This is a genomic window from Marispirochaeta aestuarii (assembly GCF_002087085.1).
GTDB lineage: Bacteria > Spirochaetota > Spirochaetia > JC444 > Marispirochaetaceae > Marispirochaeta > Marispirochaeta aestuarii.
On record NZ_MWQY01000001.1, the window covers coordinates 188653 to 206625 of the forward strand.

Here is a 17973-nt window from a genome sequence, read left to right on the forward strand (position 1 = left end):
TTCGAGGAACTGTATGCAAAAGTCGTCCCTGTTATTCAGACTGAGTCTGGCCTTCGTTATCATAATGATGATTTTTATTCTGGTCGTCGGTTTTATGCTGTTCTCCAACAGTCGGAACCTCAAAGCCCTGAATAAAGTGGAAAGCGAGTATCTTTCCGCTACATTTAACCTGATGGAAATCGAAAAACAGATCCTCTTTATTGAGAGCAGGTTTACCAGAGTCGCCGCGGAGGGCTCTGCGGCGGACAGCACAGACTTTGACCGGGCGGAAGAGGGCAGAAATACTGTCGAGGAGCTGATTTCCGGACTCGCAGATCAGTACCACCGGCGGGGAGAGGAGGAGCTGGTCCGGGAACTGGAGCTTATGGCTGATTCCTTCGGGGTCTTTTACCGGACAGGACTGAACATGGCAAAGCGCAGCCAGTCCATGGGGAACTCAGGAACGAATCCCTACAGCAGGGATTTTCATGATTTTTCCTCCGGTTTTATCGAGGAAATCGATACCCTGGTTATGGAACATCAGGCTGAACTGAAGGAGGCGATACTCGTTCTGGAACAGCGCTTTGGGCTTGTAAACCGGGTCGCCCTGATGGGAGCCGGGCTGGCACTTCTGTTCTCGATGGTAATCTTCCTGGTAATAATGCGGGCCGTCAAGGTACCGGTTTCGGAACTGAACCGGGCCGCCCGTTCCCTGGAAGCGGGGAATCTCGCCGATCCCCCCCGCTACGAAAAGTCTGATGAACTGGGGGAAGTCTGCCGCTCCCTTTCCAGTGCCCTGAAAGGGATGGATGGACTCGTGGTGGGGATACGCTCCATGGTGGGTGAGCTCTCCGGCCGTATGGATGAACTGGCTGCGAATACCGGTGAAACCTCTGCGGCGGTTACCGAGATTTCCGGAACCATCAGTTCGATGCTCGAGCAGGTTCATCTGCTCGATTCGGATATCGAAACCTCGGCAGACTCGGTGGATCAGATCGCCGGTATCGTCGACCGCTTCGGAGAACTCGTTGACTCCCTGGCCGCGGTGGTGGAACAGTCCTCGGCGGCGGTGAACCAGACCATTGCCCAGATCCGTTCGGTAAGTTCCATCGCGGAAAAGCGCATCTCCTCAAGCCGGGAGATGAACAGGGCCCTGGAAGACGGAGAGCAGAAGATACTTGCAACGGACTCAGTTGTGCGCCAGGTAGCCGAAAGTGTCTCGCAGATTCAGCAGATGCTGGAACTCATCAACCGCATATCCGCCCAGACCAACCTTTTATCCATGAATGCCGCCATCGAGGCTGCTCATGCAGGGGATGCCGGACGGGGATTTTCGGTGGTCGCCTCGGAGATCCGCAATCTGGCGGAAGAGTCGGGAAACAATGCAAAGAATATATCCAATGCCCTGAAGGAGATTATCCTGCGCATTCAGGAGGCCTCCGAAACCAGTAGGATATCATTGGAAACCTTTGCCTCCGGCAAGGGGACGGCCGAGGAGGTGGGCAGCGCCTTTGGAGAGATAACCGCTGCCATGAGTGAGATGTCCTCGGGAAGTGAACAGGTCCTCTCCGCCCTCGGTCGTCTTAACGAGTTGTCCGGAACAGTAACGAGCGGGTCCGGCGAGATTGATGAAAGTACGAAGACCTTTTCCGCCGCCATGACCCGTCTGCGGCAGATATCCAGTCAGACCAGGAGCGGTATGGAGGAGATGAAGATCAGCGCGGAGGAAATAAACAGGGCCATGGCAGATGTCAGCCAGCTCTCCGAAGCGGTCGGGTCCGCTGTGGCCGGGGTGGACCGGGAGATAGGAAAATTCTCCACCAGCGAATAGGCCGGGCAGTCCGGAATCAACCCTTGTCTTTTTCTTTCCCCCCGGAGTAGTCTGGTAAGGATATGGCTTCTTTTGATGAGCGTACCGACCTTAGTGCCCCGGCGTATTCCCTTACGGATTCCATCCTCGGACGGGTACGGGGGGCTGCAAGAAAAGAACGATGGGGAAGGACCTTTCTGCAGATTGCCTGGACCGCGGGGCCCGTAACCTACCTTGCCCTGCAGGGGGGCTACTACATCGGCTACGGCAAGTCGGCGCCTATCCAGGTATTTTTCTACTTTGCCGGCTATACGGTAATCGCCGCCGTCTTTGCCTTGGCGGTGCGCTTTCTCTACAACATGACCAGGGGGAGCGAAAAGGACGCCGACCGTCTCAGTCTTCAGCGGGTTTTTGATCTGCTGCCGGACCGCATCATCGAGGTTCGGGATCTGCAGCTCTCGGGGCTGGACCCTTTCGGCAGAAAAGTTCTGGGTGCCAAGTACCTGCTGGAGAACCCGGATGCCGGCGCGGAGGCGGCGGCCACGGCCCTGATGGATCTGACCGGGGACAAGGAGATAGCCGCGGCCATGCGGGATGTGGAGGTTTACCGCCGCTATGGTCTGATGGTCCGGGCCCAGGAAAAGAGTACCGTTCTTAAAGAGCACCTCGAACAGTATCGTGATTTTCTCGCTTCCACCTCCGAGGAGGTCTCAAAACTTGTCTGGCTCAGGGCCGCAGGGATGGGGCCCTCCCGACGACTCGGCCGGACCAGGACCCGGGGTTTTATCGGACGGGTTCTCGCCGCCGCCGAGGCGGACAACCTGAATCTGATGAGCCTGGTGGACGTGGAAGAGGTCTGCATACTTGTGTTCGAGATGATCTGCGGACGCCGCTATCCCTATTTCAAACTTCGTTACTACGGTGACAAGGCCTATACCGAAGCCGCCCGGCGGCTTTCCCATACCCGCAGGGAGTACCGGGCTTCCGTATTTGTACGAAACAGCCGGATTCGGGTCCTGGCGGAGCGGCTCTATGCCGCCTCGGATGAGAAAAAGGAGGGCATCCGGGGAGAGGCGAAAAAAGGGAGAAAAGCCATACGCCGTGTTCTGGCATCCTTTACCCAGATTCGCTCCGCCAGGATCCTGCAGGAGATGATAACCGAGGAGATGGACAGGCTCGTAAGGAACTTTAATCCGGAAAAAAGCGGAAAATCCGAAATCCGACGGATGCGCACCCTGGTGGAGCTTTATCGTCAGCTGCGGCGATCCGCTTCGAGGGTGGAGAAAAACTACCAGGCCTTCAAAGGGGCCTGGGAACGCTATGCCCGGGTTCTGGAAGGACGCAACAGCCAGGTGCCGGTGAGACTGATTAAACCCGGAGAATCCGGATGGGGGGTTGGTCTGCATCTGCGGAGCATCGGTCTGGGGCCCCGGGAGACCCTGCCGGCAGCACGGCTCATAGAGGAGCGCCTCGAGGAGTTCAGCCTGGAACATGAGGAGAGCAATATAAAAGCCAACGATCAGAAGGAACTCGCCGTATCCCTCCTGCAGATACTGGAGAGGTTCATACCCCTGGGGGAAACCCAGGTACAGCGGGCAATCGAGAGCACCAACTCAGCCTATCTGACGAATCTGAAACGGGAACTGTCCCACGCCGCCAGGGAGTCCTGGGGACTCTCCCTGGTTTCCGGCGTTGCCAGCCCGGTGAGGGAGAGCATTCATGAGACCCTCCGGGGACTGATTGAATTTGATCGTCTGCAGGTCAGGGAAGAGGATATCCCTTATCTTGTTGAACGCTTCAGCGCGGATCCGGAGTACCTGAAAGGGCTGCTTTTTGAAGGTCCCGGGGGCTGGATGCCGGTATTCGATCTTCCCGAACCGCCTCCGGTACCCCCGCTTCCGGATTATCCTTCAAAGGCTGTCCGTAAAAGCTCCTGAGTGTAGGGATGCTCCGGGGAGCTGAAGACCTTACGGGCTTCCCCTTCTTCGACAATTCTGCCGGCCTTCATGATGACTATGTAATGGCACAATGATCGAACGACCTTAAGGTCGTGACTGATGAAAACATAAGTCAGCCCGTGGCGTGCCTGAAGTTCCTTGAGAAGTTCCATGACCTGGAACTGGATCGAGCGGTCCAGGGAGGATGTGGGCTCATCGAGGATGATAAAGTCCGGCTTCAGCACCAAAGCCCTGGCCAGGGCGATGCGCTGTCGCTGCCCCCCGGAGAACTCGTTGGGGTAGCGGAAACGGGTTTCCGGGTCAAGGCCCACCTCGTGCATGGCGGCAATGATCTGTTTTTCCCGTTCCTCCCGCTTCAGGTCCGTGTGGACCTCCAGGCCTTCGCCTATTATATCCTCAACGCTCATCCGGGGGCTCAAGGAGCCGTAGGGATCCTGGAAGATAATCTGCATGCTGCGCCGGAAGGGGCGGAAATCCTTCTCCCGGATTCCGGCAAGGCTTGACCCCTTGAAGGTTATTTCCCCCTGACTCCCCGTCAGCCGAAGGACCGCCCTGCCGAGGGTGGTCTTGCCGGAGCCGCTCTCTCCCACTACTCCCAGGGTCTGCCCCCTGCGCACGGTGACGGTGACCCCGTCGACGGCTTTTACGTGGTCCACGGTACGGCGCAACAGACCCTTCTGAATGGGGAACCAGACCCTGAGGTCCCTGGTGCTGAGAATGGCCCCGGCATCGGGATCCGGCGCGGGAGGCTCATCGTGGGGTTCCGCCTCGATGAGGCGTCTGGTGTATTCCGCCCGGGGAGAGGAAAAAAGACTGGCTGTCTCCGCGGTTTCAACAACCTGTCCCTGCTGCATGACAGCGACCCGGTCGGCGATGCGCTGAACGATGGAGAGATCGTGGGTGATAAAAAGCACCGCTGTATTGAGTTCATCCTTAAGCTTCAGAATCAGGTCGAGGATCTGGGCCTGGATGGTAACGTCCAAAGCTGTGGTGGGTTCGTCGGCTATAAGGAGTTCGGGCTCGTTTATCAGGGCCATGGCGATCATGACCCGCTGGCGCTCTCCCCCGGAGAGCTCATGGGGAAAGGCCTTGAGCCGTTTTTCCGGATCCCGGAGTCCCACCTTGTTCAGCCATTCCAGGGCGATGGGCCTGGCCTGTTCGATATTCAGTCCCTGGTGCAGGAAAAGGCTCTCGGCGAGCTGTTTTTCTATGGAGTGCAGGGGATTCAGAGAGCTCATGGGTTCCTGGAAGATCATGCCGATTTTACCCCCGCGGATAGAGTGCAGGGTCTTCTGGTCCGCCTTCAGGAGGTCTGTTCCCCGGTAGAGGATTTCCCCCGTGGGATAGGCGACACGTTCATCCGGCAGAAGCCGCAGGATCGAACTTGCCGTGACGGTTTTACCAGAGCCGCTCTCTCCCACCAAAGCCAGGACCTCGTTGGGACGGATTTCGATCTCCGCATTATGGACCACCCGGTTCAGTTCTTCGCCCTTTCTGAAGGCGAGACTCATGTTGCGGATATGTACAAGATTCTCCATGGGTTTGTTTTCCATCTTCTGTTCCTATCCCGCCCGCCGGGGATCAAAAGCGTCCCGTACCGCTTCACCGATAAAGACCAGGAGGCTCAGCATTCCCGCGAGCACGAAAAATGCGGAGATTCCCAACCAGGGGGCCTGCAGGTTGGCCTTGCCCTGGGCCAGGAGTTCACCCAGGGAGGGCGAGCCCACGGGAAGCCCGAATCCGAGAAAATCCAGGGAGGTCAGGGTGGTTACCGCTCCCCCGAGAATGAAGGGCATGAAGGTAAGGGTCGCCACCATCGCGTTGGGAAGGATATGCCGGAACATGATCTTGCTGTTGGAAAGCCCCATGGCTCTGGCGGCCTGAACGTACTCGAAGTTTCTGCCCCGTAAGAACTCCGCCCGTACCACCCCCACAAGACTCATCCAGCCGAAGAGCAAAGTAATACCCAGGAGCCACCAGAAGTTGGGTTGTACGACACTGGCGAGGATTATGAGAAGAAAGAGGGTCGGCATCCCCGACCAGATCTCCATGAAGCGCTGTCCCAGAATGTCCAGGCGGCCTCCGTAGTATCCCATGGCAGCCCCCACGGCTACACCTATTATGGAGGAACAAATGGTCAGGGTCAGTCCGAAGAGGACGGAGATCCGAAAACCGTAAATAATCCTGGCAACCACATCCCGCCCCTTGTCGTCGGTGCCCAGCCAGTTATCTCCCGTGGGTGGTGACGGAGCGGGGGATGGCAGGTCGTAGTTGATTGTCTCGTAGCTGTAGGGGATCAGGGGCCAGAGGATCCAGCCGGACTCCTCTATCAGCTCGATGACATAGGGATCCCGGTAATCTGCGGCCAGTTCGAACTCTCCGCCGAAGGCGGTCTCCGGGTACTCCCGGAGTATCGGGAAAAAGATGTGTCCCCGGGAGTAGATCAACAGGGGAGAGTCGTTGGCGATGAGTTCGGCGAAGAGGCTGAGAACAAAGAGTATCAGGAATATCCACAGGGAGTACCAGCCCCGTCTGTTGGCCTTGAAGCGCCTGAGCCGTTCCGCAGCAAGGCGGCCGGTAAAGAGCTTTTTCATCAGGCCACCTCCCGGCTTTCAAAGTCGATTCGCGGATCCACCAGGGTATAGGTAATATCGGAGATCAGGTTCAGAACGAGCCCCAGAAGGGTGAAAATGTAGAGAGTGCCGAACATTACCGGGTAGTCCCGCTGCATGGTGGCCTCGAAGCCCAGGAGACCCAGGCCCTCCAGGGAGAAGATCACCTCGATCAGGAGGCTCCCGGTAAAGAACATGCTGATAAAGGCGGAGGGAAAGCCGGCTATTATCAGGAGCATGGCGTTGCGGAAAACGTGGTTCCGGAGGATGCGCTTTTCCGTGGCCCCCTTGGCCCGGGCGGTAACCACGTACTGCTTGTTTATCTCGTCCAGAAAGGAGTTCTTGGTCAGCATGGTCAGGGTCGCAAATCCGCCGATCACCAGGGCGGTAATCGGCAGGGCCAGATGCCAGAAATAGTCGCCGATTTTCCCTAACAGGGAGAGCTCCCGCCAGTTATCGGACAGCAGCCCCCGCAGGGGAAAGATCTTCAGATAACTTCCCCCGGCAAAGAGGATGATCAGCAGAATGGCGAAGAGGAATACGGGAATCGCGTTTCCCAGGATTACCGCCGTGGAGCTCCAGACGTCGAAGCGGCTGCCGTGGTTCACGGCCTTGCGAATCCCCAGGGGAATGGAGACAAGGTAGATTATCAGGGTGCTCCAGATTCCCAGGGAGACGGAGACCGGCATGCGATCGCCGATGAGGCCGATCACCGTGCGGCCGCGAAAGAGACTCTCCCCGAAGTTGAAGGTGGCGTAATTCTTCAGCATTGTAAGGTAGCGGATGTGAAGGGGTTTATCGAATCCGAAGCGCTTTTCGATGGCAGCGATTTCCTCAGGGGCCAGACCCCTGGATCCCCGATATCGGGATGTTCCGGACCCTCCTTTTTCAGCCTCCGGCTCCGCCGTTTCCCTCGCGCCCTGTCCCGAGATGCGTTCCATCGTCATATTGCTTTCGATTCCGCTCATCCTGGCGATAGCCTGTTCCACCGGGCCGCCGGGTGCAATCTGCACTATGAAAAAGTTTATGGTGATGATCGCCCACAGGGTCGGGATTATCAAGATCAGCCTTCGCAGGATATAATTTCCCATCTGAATCCCTTACTCCTGCTGAAACCGGTCTGGAAGCGTTGCCGCTTTTTCCGTATCGATCCACCAGGTGTCTATTCCCAGAGCGTATTTCGGGCGGGTTTCCGGTCTGGAAAACTTGTTCCAGTAGGAAATCCGGAATTTCGACAGGTGCCACTGGGGAATCACATAGTGATTCCAGGTAAGAACCCTGTCCAGGGCCCTTCCCCAGTAGAGCAGGGCGTCCAGGTCGTTCTGGTTATCGACGATTCCCTCAAGAAGATAATCCACCGCATCATCTTCCACCCCTGCCTGATTATAGGTTGAATCGATATAGTCGCTGTGCCATCGCAGCAGGAGACCTGAACCGGGAATCGCATTGGCGGCGAAACCCTGGGAGATCATGTCGAAATCCCTGTCACGCAATCTGTTCAGGTACTGGGTCGGATCGATAGTTCGAATGTTCAGGGTAATTCCCATCCTCTCCAGGTTCTGCTGCAGAGGGATGATGACCCTCTCTGTGGAGGGACTGTAATTGATCAGTTCGAATTCCATCGGTTCGCCGGTCTCGACATTGACCAGGCGTCTTACACCCCCCGCTGAATCTCCGCCGAAGAGCCCCAGGATCCAGGAAAAAATGGCGGAGAAAAAACTCTTTATGCCTCGCCATATTTTTCCAAGAAAACCCGGCTCTTCAGTCTCCTTCTCTTTAGATGAATCCCCCTCCTGATCCTCCAGGGATTTTTCCGGGGCTGCTACTTCCCGGATTTCCCAGCCCGCCTCTTTTAGAATTTTCAGGGCCTCCCGAATCTGTGGTCGTATGTTTCCTGACCCGTCGGTTACCGGAGGATTGTACTCTTCGGTGAAGACCTCTTCAGGGATTTTGTCCCGTATAGGTTCCAGAATTTCCAGTTCCTCCGCCGAGGGGATTCCCTTCGCTTCGTATTCGGTATTCTGGAAGTAGCTCCGGGTGCGGGTATACTGGCCGTAAAAAAGGTTCGTGTTCATCCATTGAAAATCCAGGGCGAGGTTCAGGGCCTGCCGTACCCTCCGGTCACTGAAGAAGGGGCGCCGGGTATTGAAAACGAAGGCCTGCATGTTCGCCGGTATCTCGTGAGGAACTTCTTCTTTGATGATATATCCCTGGTCGTAATTTGGCCCGCTGTGCAGTGTCGCCCAGTTCTTTGCTATACTTTCCAGGTAAAAATCATACTCCCCCGCCTTGAAGGCTTCCAGGGCCACGTTCTCGTCACGATAGTAGTCGTAGCGGATGAAATCGAAGTTGAGCCTGCCTCGATTTACCGGGAGGTCTAGTGCCCAATAATCCTCGATACGCTTGTATACCACGTACTGGCCCATATTGTAGTCGGAGATCGTGTAAGCCCCGGAGCCCAGGGGGACATCAGTAGTGGGTTCGCTGAAATCCCGGTTCTCCCAGTACTGGGGTGGAAGAATGGGGAACGAGGCTAGGTACATTATTTTTTCCCGATCGCCGTCGGGAATGTCAAAACGAACCGTAAGCTCGTCGATTACCTTTCCGGTAGTACCGGGTATGTAGGTCTGGATGAACTCGACCCCTTCCTCGAGGAATTTCTGGACGGTAAAGACCACATCCTTCGCCCTGATTGGCCTTCCGTCCTGGAAGCGTGCGGCGGGATTTATGGTAAAAATGACATAGGAGTAGTCGGCGGGATACTCGATTTTTTCGGCAATCAACGGATACATGCTGTCGATCTCGTCGTCCGACGAAACCATCAGGGAGTCGTAGATAGTCTCACTGCCTGCGGGTGTATCACCGCGCTGGGCATAGCGGTTGAAACTATCGAAGGTCCCGATACTGTGGTAGCGCAGAGTTCCGCCCTTCGGGGCGTCGGGATTGACGTAGTCGAAATGGGTAAAATCGGGGCCGTACTTGGGTTCCCCGTGCAGGGCGATGGCGTGGCTCACGGTGACCTGGGCGGTCAGGGCCGCCGCCCCGAAAACAAGGATTGCGGCAATAAGAACGTTCCGCATGGCAATTCCCCCTATGTTGTACGCAGGCGTTTCTGCGTATCAACATACGGGAATTGTTATGCTGTCGTCAATGAGTTCGGCTGCTCCGGCGGCTGTTAATGCTCCGGTCCCGGCTCTGGCGGCGCTGCTGGCTGCGTTCACGCATCCGCTGGGCCTGGACAATGTGGGGGGGCGGGCCGGCATCCTTTTCCATCCGGAAGCCGTTTATCTCCTGTACCTCGATCCTGCGCTTCAGGAGCTTCTCGATCCCATCCAGGTAGCCCTTCTCGTCGGCGCTCACCAGGGAGGATGCCAGCCCCGAAGCCCCTGCCCGGCCTGTCCGGCCGATGCGGTGGACGTAGTCCTCCGGCACGTTGGGCAATTCGTAGTTTATAACGTGGGGCAGATCATCGATATCCAGTCCCCGGGCTGCAATGTCCGTGGCAACCAGGGTTTGGACATTTCCGGCTTTGAACTCCTTCAGGGCCCTGGTGCGGGCGTTCTGGCTCTTGTTGCCGTGGATAGCCGCAGAGGGTATCCCGTTCTTGGCCAGATGCTTCGAAAGCCTGTCGGCGCCGTGCTTGGTTCTGGTGAAAACCAGGATGCGGAACCAGTTGTGCTCCTTTATAAGCTGGGTAATAAGCTCGCTCTTGCGGGCTTTCTCCACAGGATGCACCACGTGGCTTACCGTTTCTGCGGCGGTATTGCGGGGTGTAACCTCCACCGCCACGGGGTTGTTCAGGATGGAGTTCGCCAGCTTGCGGACATCGTCGGAATAGGTGGCTGAAAAGAGAAGGTTCTGCCGTTTTACGGGCAGTTCCCGTATAACCTTGCGGATATCGTTGATAAAGCCCATATCCAGCATCCGGTCCGCCTCGTCCAGCACCAGGGTTTCGATTCGGGAGAGGTCCAGGGTTCCCTGGCCTACATGGTCCAGGAGACGTCCCGGGGTAGCCACCAGTATATCGATTCCCCGGCGCAGGGCCTGTATCTGCGGGCCGATGCCGACACCGCCGAAGATGACCGTGGAATGGAGGCGCATATTGGCGCCGTAGTCCACAACGCTCTGGTGAACCTGGGCGGCAAGCTCCCTGGTGGGGGTCAGAATCAGCACCCGCGGGGCGCTTCCCCGTCCGCCGGGCCTGGCAAGGCGCTGCAGCAGGGGCAGAACAAAGGCGGCGGTTTTGCCGGTACCGGTCTGGGCGCCGCCCAGTACATCGTTTCCTTTGAGGATCAGGGGGATGGCCCGGAACTGGACCGGTGTGGGGCTGCTGTAGCCCTGAGTTTCAACGGCCTTGAGCAGCCGCGTATCCAGACCAAGGGCCTGAAAGCTTTGAGTTGATTGAGACATCTATGGTTCTCCGTTGTATCCGACGTCGCGGCGCCACGTTTATCATTTTTTTCGTGGGCCGGTCCGGTCGCGGCGGAAGGATTATCTGCTCGGTAGGTACTTGAAAAGATGGAAATCAGTTACATACAAAGCGCGGCGCCGACCGGGGCGCCGCTCTGTTCATGAGCTTAGCATATTCAATGACTGTGTGTACACCCGTTACAGATCCAGCTCGATCGAGACCGGACAGTGGTCCGAACCCATCACATCCGCGTGGATAGAGGAGGATTTTACCGCCCCGGCAAAACCGTCGTTGACGCAGGCGTAGTCGATACGCCAGCCGATGTTCTTCGGCCTGGCTCCGGCACGATAGGACCACCAGGTGTAATTTTCGCCTTCACTGGTGAACATCCGGAAGGTGTCGGTAAAACCGTCGGCGGTAAAGCTGTCCATCCAGGCCCGCTCCTCCGGAAGGTAGCCGGGGTTCTTTTCGTTCTGGTCGGGTCTTGCAAGGTCGATGGGCTTGTGGGCGATATTGTAGTCCCCGACGATGACGACGTTCTCCCCCGCGGCGACCCGTTCTTTCGCGGCTTCATGAAGGAAAGAGCAGAAATCCAGCTTGTAATCGAGCCTGGCCCCTTCGGGCTGGCTGTTGGGAAAATAGCAGTTGAACAGGGTAAACTTCGGGAAGGTGAGGACCAGTCCCCGGCCTTCGGAGTCGAACTCCTCCGCCCCCAGGGTATCCACCTTCAGGGGCTCCTCCCTGCTGTAGACTGAGACCCCGCTGTAGCCTTTCTTCTGAGCGCTGGCCCACAGGGCGGTGTAGCCCGCGGGGGAGATCAGCTCCTCATCCAGCTGTTCCGGCTGGGCCTTGGTCTCCTGCAGGGCGAGGATATCCGGCTGTATTCCGCCGAACCATTCCATAAGCCCCTTCTTTTGGGCCGCCCGAATACCATTGACGTTCCACGAGTAGATGTTAATCAATTTTTTCTCCTGATTCTCTTTGTGCTTTTTTTATCAGTTTTTCCAGGCTGCCTGCCAGCTTATCCCGGGAAAAGGGTTTTCCATGGCCCGGATAGAAGTGTTCAGCGCCGCTCTGCAGAAGGTATCGCCAGCTTGTAAGCAGATCTTCCGGATCATCCGCAAAGGGTGGAACCACCGACCAGGGAAGAATGTTGAATGCCGCATCGCCGATGAAGGCGGCTCCATTCTCCAGCAACAGCGCTATGGACCCTCCTGAATGCCCGGGCATGGGAACGATCCTTCCGGGAATGCCGAAGTCCGACAGGTCCCTCTCGTCTGTTATAAGAATATCCGGCTGTACTGCTGTGAACTGTTTTCTTCCGGCCAGGATTGTGCCCGCCAGTTTTGATACGGCTTTCGAGTACAATCCGAGACCTTTGGGAAAGGGGGTTCTGCCGGAAAGCAGATGAGTTTCCTCGTAACGGGAGCAGCATACCGGGGCCCCGCTTGCCTCCCTGAGCGCCGCCAGGGATCCTGCGTGGTCGTAATGGGCGTGGGTCAGCAGGATAAGAGATATCTTCTTCGGTTCGAGACCTGCTTTGCTTGCGGCGGCCAGTATTTTCTGTTCCGATCCCGGAATACCCGTATCCACAAGAACCCCGGTATCCCCCGCTTTGATCAGGTAGACATGAGCATGGCCGATGGAAACAGGGTGTATCTCCAGGAAAGGTAAAACGGGCTGCAAAAGGCACTTCTCCTCTGATTAATAGTGGTGTCCAAGAACGATGAAGAGTTCATAATTCTCTCCTCCCCAGTCGCCCTGGTCGATAACCGCCTTCAAATCGATCCCAAGGGATGTTCTAATATAATATCCCCTGGCGAAAAAGGGAAACCCGATGGCCTCAAGCCCCAGGCCCATCTTGAAGTGCTTATCCGGATCAAAGGCCGTATCCTGCTCCTTGACCCATCCGGCGTCGAAGAAGACCGATCCCTGTCCTTCCACAAAATCAGGGATTGTGAAGGCCCTCATGGTCAGATCGGTATTGATGAATCCCCCGTATTCCACAGCCTCACCCATCTTCAAATCCCGGATGCCCCGGATATAACTGGCGGCCTCTTCCTCGAACTCGCCGTCGAACTCGGCAAAGCCGGCCACCCTGCCGGAAACCATGAAGGGCCAGAAAAGAATCCTGAAGGGAAGGGGATAGAATCCGGAGAGGGAAGCCCTGGCATCCCGGTTCCAATAGAGGTGCTGCAGGTTCCAGGTGTTGGTGTTCTCGATCCGCAGATCCACTCCCTTTCTGAAGTTCCCGATCCAGTCCACCTGGCCGGCCGTCAGGAGCTGTCCGTAGCCGATTCCGGGTCCCTCCTTCTCCCGGGATATGGGTTTATCGAACTTGTAATCGATCTCCGTATAGATCCCAGGGGTATAGATGAACTGGCCGAAACCGGGAAGGAAGAGGCCGGTGGAGAAATCCTCCGCCAGTTCCAGCCGGGAGGTAATCCAGTTTTTGTCTATATCGGTGCTCTCGTAGTTGTAACTCTCCCTGAAGCTCAGGGTGGGGGTGTAGTCTTTTATCGGAAGATCGACGCCCACGGAGGTGTAGGACTCAAGATCATGCTCCCCCGCCGTGTATTCCCAGTAGGCTGCCGTGTCCCAGTGCCACTGATGCTCCAGCCACTGGAAGGGCAGGATGAACTCCAGCTCCAGACGGTTGTTCGTATCCCCATCCTGGCGTTCCCAGGCGACATCCAGGGCGAAGCGTTCCAGGGTTCCGAAGAGATTCAGGTCGCGGTACTTGAGAGTCAGGGAAAAACCGTTGTTGGAATCGTACTCGGGGATAGGGAGCACGATTATGTTCCAGCTGTCCTCGGTGTAGATGTCCAGGCGTACCGGGTAGTGTCCGCCGGTCTTTTCTCCAACTGAGTATTCAATCCGGGAGCTCTCCTTCAGCTGCCTCAGGTTCAGAAGCAGCTGCCGCTGTTCGGCTATAAAATTCTGCAGCTCGTTTTCGCTCTGAAAGGAGATCCCTGTTCTCAGGTCGCCGAGCTCCTTCATGAGTGCACCTTTTCGGGTGATTCCATCAATATGATAGTTGATTTCCTCCACCATATATGGGCCTTCGGAACTCCCCGGTTCCGGGGCCTGGGCGAAAAGGCCGCTGGTAAGGATCAGCAGAAGGGCGATACCAGGATAGAGTCGGAAAGCGGTTCTCACGTACAGCTCCTTGAACAGTTCATGTCACTATCTATGTACCACAGGAAAGCAAAAAATCACAGTCCGCTCTTTTTTTCCATATTTTTGTATACGGTAAAATCAGGAGGATTTTTCGCCGGTTTACCCTGTATATGAAAGAAAAAATGCGTGCCGCTGTCTGCGGGGCGGGAATCGCTCTACTCTGTCTGCTTGTCGGCATGGAGATCCTCTCCTTTATCCGTGTAAAAAGCACTTTTATCGAACTCGGTGACCTTCTTCATACTCAGCATGGTGAACGCATGAAAGCTGTTCTGAACCTTGAAGAAGCTGTAAGCGCCGGTTTCGAGTGTACTGCGGAGGCCTTAAACGGGCTTGAGACGATAGAGCGTTCCCTGAGCGAATGCCTGTACGCCATGAACAGACAATTTTCTTCTGATCTTGCAGCTGTCCGCCGGGGACAGACAGTTCTGGCCGCAGCCCTGAAGGAGACAGACTTCAGGCCACAGGACCCCGGGGATGATCTGTTTGTGCAGTCCCTGTTCAGAAAGGGGCAGGATAGTTTCGCCGCAGAACGCTACGGAGAAGCCGCGGTCAGCATGTCGGAGGTGCTTTCTCTCGTGCCGGATTTCCATGAAGCGCGCCTGATCCGTGCCGCAGCGTTTTACCGGGAAAACCCTCTGGACTCCGGACGCCGGGAAGAGATCAGGGCCGATCTTGCTGTGGTCTTAACCAGGGAGCCTCATAACATCCTTGCCCTGGCGACCATGGGAAGTATTGCCCTTGAGGAACAGGACTGGCCGAGGGCGCGTCGGTACTGTCGGCACCTCATCGAAGTGGATGACCGTAATATCGAGGCTGCCCGGATGTTCGTTGTCGCCTGCCGGGGGGAAGGCTGTATCGAGGAGGCTGAAGAAGAGATTACCCTGCTTTTACAGGATGATCCGGACAATCCCCGCTACCTGCTGTACCGCGGTGAAGTGCTGGAGAATCAGAAGAAGTATGGCCAGGCCCTTGCTTCCTACGAGGCAGCCTGCAGGCGGGATCCTGCCTATTTTCCTGCGCTGCTCGGGGCAGCCCGCACGGCCGCAAATTCGGGAAACTACCCCCGTGCCAGGAAGCTTCTCAGCTCTCCTTCGGTTCCGAAGAATTATGAAACCTGCAGCCTGCTTGGGGAGTGCTGTATAAGGCTGGGCGAGACTGACGATGCAGTAAGCTGGTGGAAAAGGGCGGCTGCCTCCCTGACACTGAATACACCCGAGGATACAAAAAAGGCTGCGGATTGTTATCTGAAGATTGCCCGGTATTCTTCTGAAGCTGTCGACTTTGAAGGAGCCTTGAGGGCGGCGGCAAAGGGGCTTCGGCTTTCCGAAAATCCGGAGCTGCACCTGATCAGGGCAAAAGCCCTGCTGGAAACCGGTCGAAAGGACGAGGCACAGGAGGAACTGTCTCTGGTCTTTCAATCAGAGGAGGACCCTCAGCTGACCGAAGAGGCCCGGGAACTTCTTGAGCGTCTGGCAGGCGAAGATGGGTGATCCCTTAACGCCCCTGCTGTGTCATCGCCTCCGGGGCTTCTGCTGTATTGCCCTGCTCCTCGTGGCGGGAAACCTGGAAGCCCTTGAGATCCATGTCGCTCCTCTGGTTGTGGAAAGCCTGAATGCGGGACCCGGTCTTCTTAAACAGAAGAATCCCTGTAAAGACCTTGTCCGCCTCCTGCACGACGGCGATCACCAGGGCGCTGTATCCGTAACACTCCTTCCGGAGATGAAATACGGCGCTCCCCGCAGTTTTCTGGAAGCCGCTGAATTATGTGAGACCGTCGGTATCGACTATCTGCTGTACGGCTATATCAGGGAAGAGGAGTACAGCTGGGACTGCGAGATAAAGCTCTACGTCAGGGAAATGAATACAGTGGCAGAACTCTTTTTTTGCCGGGACGCTACGGACCACTACGATCGGATGCTGGATGAGCTCAGCAGGAAGATCCTGGACTATTTTTATAGTGACGTGGGCCTTGCTCCTTATACACCGGCACCTGAACCGGACAGGAAGATCTTCTCCATACCCATCCATCCGGGATACTGGTCCCCCGGAGGAGAAGAGTTGGGAAAGGTGAGTATCGGGATCGGCCGGATAGAGTCGGGGGTCCTGTTTGTGCCGGTCTCGCCCCTGTGGTACCACGGGGATGTTCCCTGGGAGCTGCAGACCGGAGTCACCCTTTCGTATTCCCTGGCGACAAATGACAAGGAGTATGAAAGCTTTCTGCTCCACAGTATGCGGATCAACCTGCCGCTGCTGGCGGCGGCGGAACTCAGGAATGGGCAGAGCATTGTCCTTGGCGGAGGCGTGAGCATGCAGTTCGACATCCTGAACCAGGACCGCCAGTACTACGGCAGCTACAGCGCCTTCAGTGCCGCCCCTGGAGTCTTTGTGGAGGCAGCTTACCGCTACCGGCTGAATGACTCCTGGAAACTCGGACTTCGTACCGCCCTTGAGCTTGCCTTTTTTTCTGTACTTCAGAGCAATGTCGTTACCGGGGTGTACGGATTATACGAGTTTGCGCCTCTGGAACCATCAATCGACGGGAGGAATCAATGAAAAAGGGATGCCTGCTGCTTTGCGTGCTTATTTCGTGTGCCGGTTGCTCTGATGCTTTGCTGACAGAGATGGACCGTCTTGCCGCTGACCCTGAGGTCGTACCTCCGCGGGTAGAATCCTTCCAGCAGGAGCTGACGGTTTCCGTCAGCTGGGAGGAGGATGAGGCGGCGGATGAATATGTCCTCCGGCGTGCGGAAGACAGCGCGGGAGTCCTGAGCTACGAAATTTTATACCGGGGATCGGAGACCCATTACCGGGACACTGATGTGGAAGATGAGGGACGCTACCTGTATACCCTGGCAAAGAAGAAGGGCAACCGGGAGTTCGGTCCATCCAGTCCGGTGCTGGGGGTGGGAAACGACTGCATCGGGGATATATGGGAGCCGAATAACACGAAAGAGCAGGCTGCAGGCCTGGAACACGAACTTGCTGCAAACAGTTTCTATTACGAGGATGCCGTTACCCACAGTACGGTTCAGGATACCGACTGGTACAAAATAACCATTCCGCCGCGCTGCAGCGCCTCTATCGTGGTGATCCAGTCGGACCCGATACCGTCTCAGAACTCATCGCATCTGAGTTATCTGGTGGAAGGGACCGGGCCCGCGGAGACCATCGCCAGCGGCGTTTTGTATCCCCTTGAGAACACGGGCTTAACGACGGCAAGCTTCCTGTTCTGCATACGCCCCAGGGCGGAGGAGTGTCGGGAAGAACTGACCTTGAGCGGAGGTGCTGTCGTCAAATACAGCCTGCGGATCAGCAGGATTGATTTTCTATGAGAATGCCGCGGGTGAAAAAGAATGTACAGAGCTGGAGCCTCCTGTCAGCAGTTCCTGTGCTGCTGAGTCTGATGATGCTCGCCTGTCCGGTTACTCCGAAACAGGCTGATGATGCTCTGGTCGGCAAAGATGGATTTGAAGAGGTCGAGGAGCTTTTTCTCCAGGGGGATGAGGAGGGGACGGTCCTCTTCACGACCAGTGATTCAGCCTGGTGGAGCCCCCTGGGCTATACCCTGTGGGCCCTGAACGGAGAGGTCCAGCAACCTTTTGTCTTTCGTGAAGTGAAGTGCAGCAAGATCTCCGGCGCCGCCGGAGCGGGATACGGTATTGTTTTCTGCCACTATGAGAGCAGCGATCCGGATACGGGAGAGACTATGCTGACGGTGATGATAAACACCCTGGGGGAGTACATCCTGGGCGAGGTCGTGGAGGACAGGTTTTACGGGTTTGTCCCCTGGAGGGAATCGGAGTATCTGAAGAAGGGATACAACCAGGGAAATGTCGTGGGGCTGCGCTGGGATTCCGGAGAGTCCCGTTTTGAACTGAGTTTCAACGGAACCCCCGAAATCACCTTCTCCGATGAGGTCGAACCGCTGCACGGAGGGGGAGAAAACGGGTACCTCGTTGTCATTTCCCCTGCGGATATCTTTCCGGCGAATCCTGTTCAGGTGGTTTTTACCGAGCAGTAGTG

General features: G+C 56.6%; 14 protein-coding genes. 6 read left to right on the forward strand and 8 right to left on the reverse strand.

Annotated elements, in window-relative coordinates:
* Window positions 1–13: 13 nt before the first annotated feature.
* Together B4O97_RS00910 and B4O97_RS00915 are read left to right on the forward strand one after the other, a co-directional pair.
* Window positions 14–1810, forward strand: a complete 1797-nt coding sequence (locus B4O97_RS00910; protein ID WP_158084083.1) for a methyl-accepting chemotaxis protein — start codon at window positions 14–16, stop codon at window positions 1808–1810.
* Between the two features lie 62 nt (window positions 1811–1872).
* Window positions 1873–3726, forward strand: coding sequence for a hypothetical protein (locus tag B4O97_RS00915; protein WP_083047393.1), 1854 nt, complete (start codon window positions 1873–1875; stop codon window positions 3724–3726).
* Here B4O97_RS00915 and B4O97_RS00920 read toward each other — a convergent pair.
* From B4O97_RS00920 to B4O97_RS00955, 8 genes are all read right to left on the reverse strand, one after another.
* Window positions 3693–5300, reverse strand: a complete 1608-nt coding sequence (locus B4O97_RS00920) for an ABC transporter ATP-binding protein (RefSeq protein WP_233142870.1) — start codon at window positions 5298–5300, stop codon at window positions 3693–3695. The two genes, B4O97_RS00915 and B4O97_RS00920, sit on opposite strands and share 34 nt — an antisense overlap.
* A gap of 9 nt (window positions 5301–5309) precedes the next feature.
* Window positions 5310–6341, reverse strand: coding sequence for an ABC transporter permease (locus B4O97_RS00925; protein WP_083047395.1), 1032 nt, complete (start codon window positions 6339–6341; stop codon window positions 5310–5312).
* On the reverse strand, window positions 6341–7450 hold the full coding sequence (locus B4O97_RS00930) for a microcin C ABC transporter permease YejB (protein ID WP_083047397.1): 1110 nt from the start codon (window positions 7448–7450) through the stop codon (window positions 6341–6343). The genes B4O97_RS00925 and B4O97_RS00930 overlap by 1 nt, the downstream gene beginning before the upstream one ends.
* A 9-nt stretch (window positions 7451–7459) precedes the next feature.
* The gene (locus B4O97_RS00935; protein WP_083047399.1) at window positions 7460–9439 is read right to left on the reverse strand and encodes an extracellular solute-binding protein; all 1980 of its coding nucleotides are present in this window, start codon (window positions 9437–9439) and stop codon (window positions 7460–7462) included.
* A gap of 67 nt (window positions 9440–9506) precedes the next feature.
* Entirely contained in the window at window positions 9507–10769 is a 1263-nt protein-coding gene (locus B4O97_RS00940) for a DEAD/DEAH box helicase (RefSeq protein WP_083047402.1), read from the reverse strand.
* Between the two features lie 198 nt (window positions 10770–10967).
* Entirely contained in the window at window positions 10968–11732 is a 765-nt protein-coding gene (locus tag B4O97_RS00945) for an exodeoxyribonuclease III (RefSeq protein ID WP_083047404.1), read from the reverse strand.
* A complete protein-coding gene (locus tag B4O97_RS00950; protein WP_083047405.1) occupies window positions 11725–12456 on the reverse strand; it encodes an MBL fold metallo-hydrolase in 732 nt (243 codons plus the stop codon). Before B4O97_RS00950 ends, B4O97_RS00945 begins: the two co-directional genes overlap by 8 nt.
* 18 nt (window positions 12457–12474) lie before the next feature.
* Window positions 12475–13929, reverse strand: a complete 1455-nt coding sequence (locus B4O97_RS00955; RefSeq protein WP_083047407.1) for a type 2 periplasmic-binding domain-containing protein — start codon at window positions 13927–13929, stop codon at window positions 12475–12477.
* Window positions 13930–14060: 131 nt separating this feature from the next.
* Here B4O97_RS00955 and B4O97_RS00960 point away from each other — a divergent pair, with 131 nt between their 5' ends.
* From B4O97_RS00960 to B4O97_RS00975, 4 genes are read left to right on the forward strand one after another with little or no spacing between them, the layout of a single operon-like run.
* Entirely contained in the window at window positions 14061–15440 is a 1380-nt protein-coding gene (locus tag B4O97_RS00960) for a tetratricopeptide repeat protein (RefSeq protein ID WP_083047409.1), read from the forward strand.
* A complete protein-coding gene (locus B4O97_RS00965) occupies window positions 15433–16503 on the forward strand; it encodes a hypothetical protein (RefSeq protein WP_083047411.1) in 1071 nt (356 codons plus the stop codon). The genes B4O97_RS00960 and B4O97_RS00965 overlap by 8 nt, the downstream gene beginning before the upstream one ends.
* Window positions 16500–17282, forward strand: coding sequence for a hypothetical protein (locus B4O97_RS00970; protein ID WP_083047413.1), 783 nt, complete (start codon window positions 16500–16502; stop codon window positions 17280–17282). Before B4O97_RS00965 ends, B4O97_RS00970 begins: the two co-directional genes overlap by 4 nt.
* A gap of 11 nt (window positions 17283–17293) precedes the next feature.
* Window positions 17294–17971: a hypothetical protein gene (locus tag B4O97_RS00975; RefSeq protein WP_143305466.1), complete on the forward strand. Its 678-nt coding sequence runs from the start codon at window positions 17294–17296 to the stop codon at window positions 17969–17971.
* The last annotated feature ends 2 nt before the right edge of the window (window positions 17972–17973 follow it).

What these genes read in the sequence shown, in the direction of transcription:
- B4O97_RS00935 (WP_083047399.1), bottom strand. Translation starts at nt 9,439, where the DNA reads ATGCGGAACGTTCTTATTGCCGCAATCCTTGTTTTCGGGGCGGCGGCC.
- B4O97_RS00910 (WP_158084083.1), top strand. Translation starts at nt 14, where the DNA reads ATGCAAAAGTCGTCCCTGTTATTCAGACTGAGTCTGGCCTTCGTTATC.
- B4O97_RS00925 (WP_083047395.1), bottom strand. Translation starts at nt 6,341, where the DNA reads ATGAAAAAGCTCTTTACCGGCCGCCTTGCTGCGGAACGGCTCAGGCGC.
- B4O97_RS00940 (WP_083047402.1), bottom strand. Translation starts at nt 10,769, where the DNA reads ATGTCTCAATCAACTCAAAGCTTTCAGGCCCTTGGTCTGGATACGCGG.
- B4O97_RS00970 (WP_083047413.1), top strand. Translation starts at nt 16,500, where the DNA reads ATGAAAAAGGGATGCCTGCTGCTTTGCGTGCTTATTTCGTGTGCCGGT.
- B4O97_RS00920 (WP_233142870.1), bottom strand. Translation starts at nt 5,300, where the DNA reads ATGGAAAACAAACCCATGGAGAATCTTGTACATATCCGCAACATGAGT.
- B4O97_RS00930 (WP_083047397.1), bottom strand. Translation starts at nt 7,450, where the DNA reads ATGGGAAATTATATCCTGCGAAGGCTGATCTTGATAATCCCGACCCTG.
- B4O97_RS00960 (WP_083047409.1), top strand. Translation starts at nt 14,061, where the DNA reads ATGAAAGAAAAAATGCGTGCCGCTGTCTGCGGGGCGGGAATCGCTCTA.
- B4O97_RS00915 (WP_083047393.1), top strand. Translation starts at nt 1,873, where the DNA reads ATGGCTTCTTTTGATGAGCGTACCGACCTTAGTGCCCCGGCGTATTCC.
- B4O97_RS00965 (WP_083047411.1), top strand. Translation starts at nt 15,433, where the DNA reads ATGGGTGATCCCTTAACGCCCCTGCTGTGTCATCGCCTCCGGGGCTTC.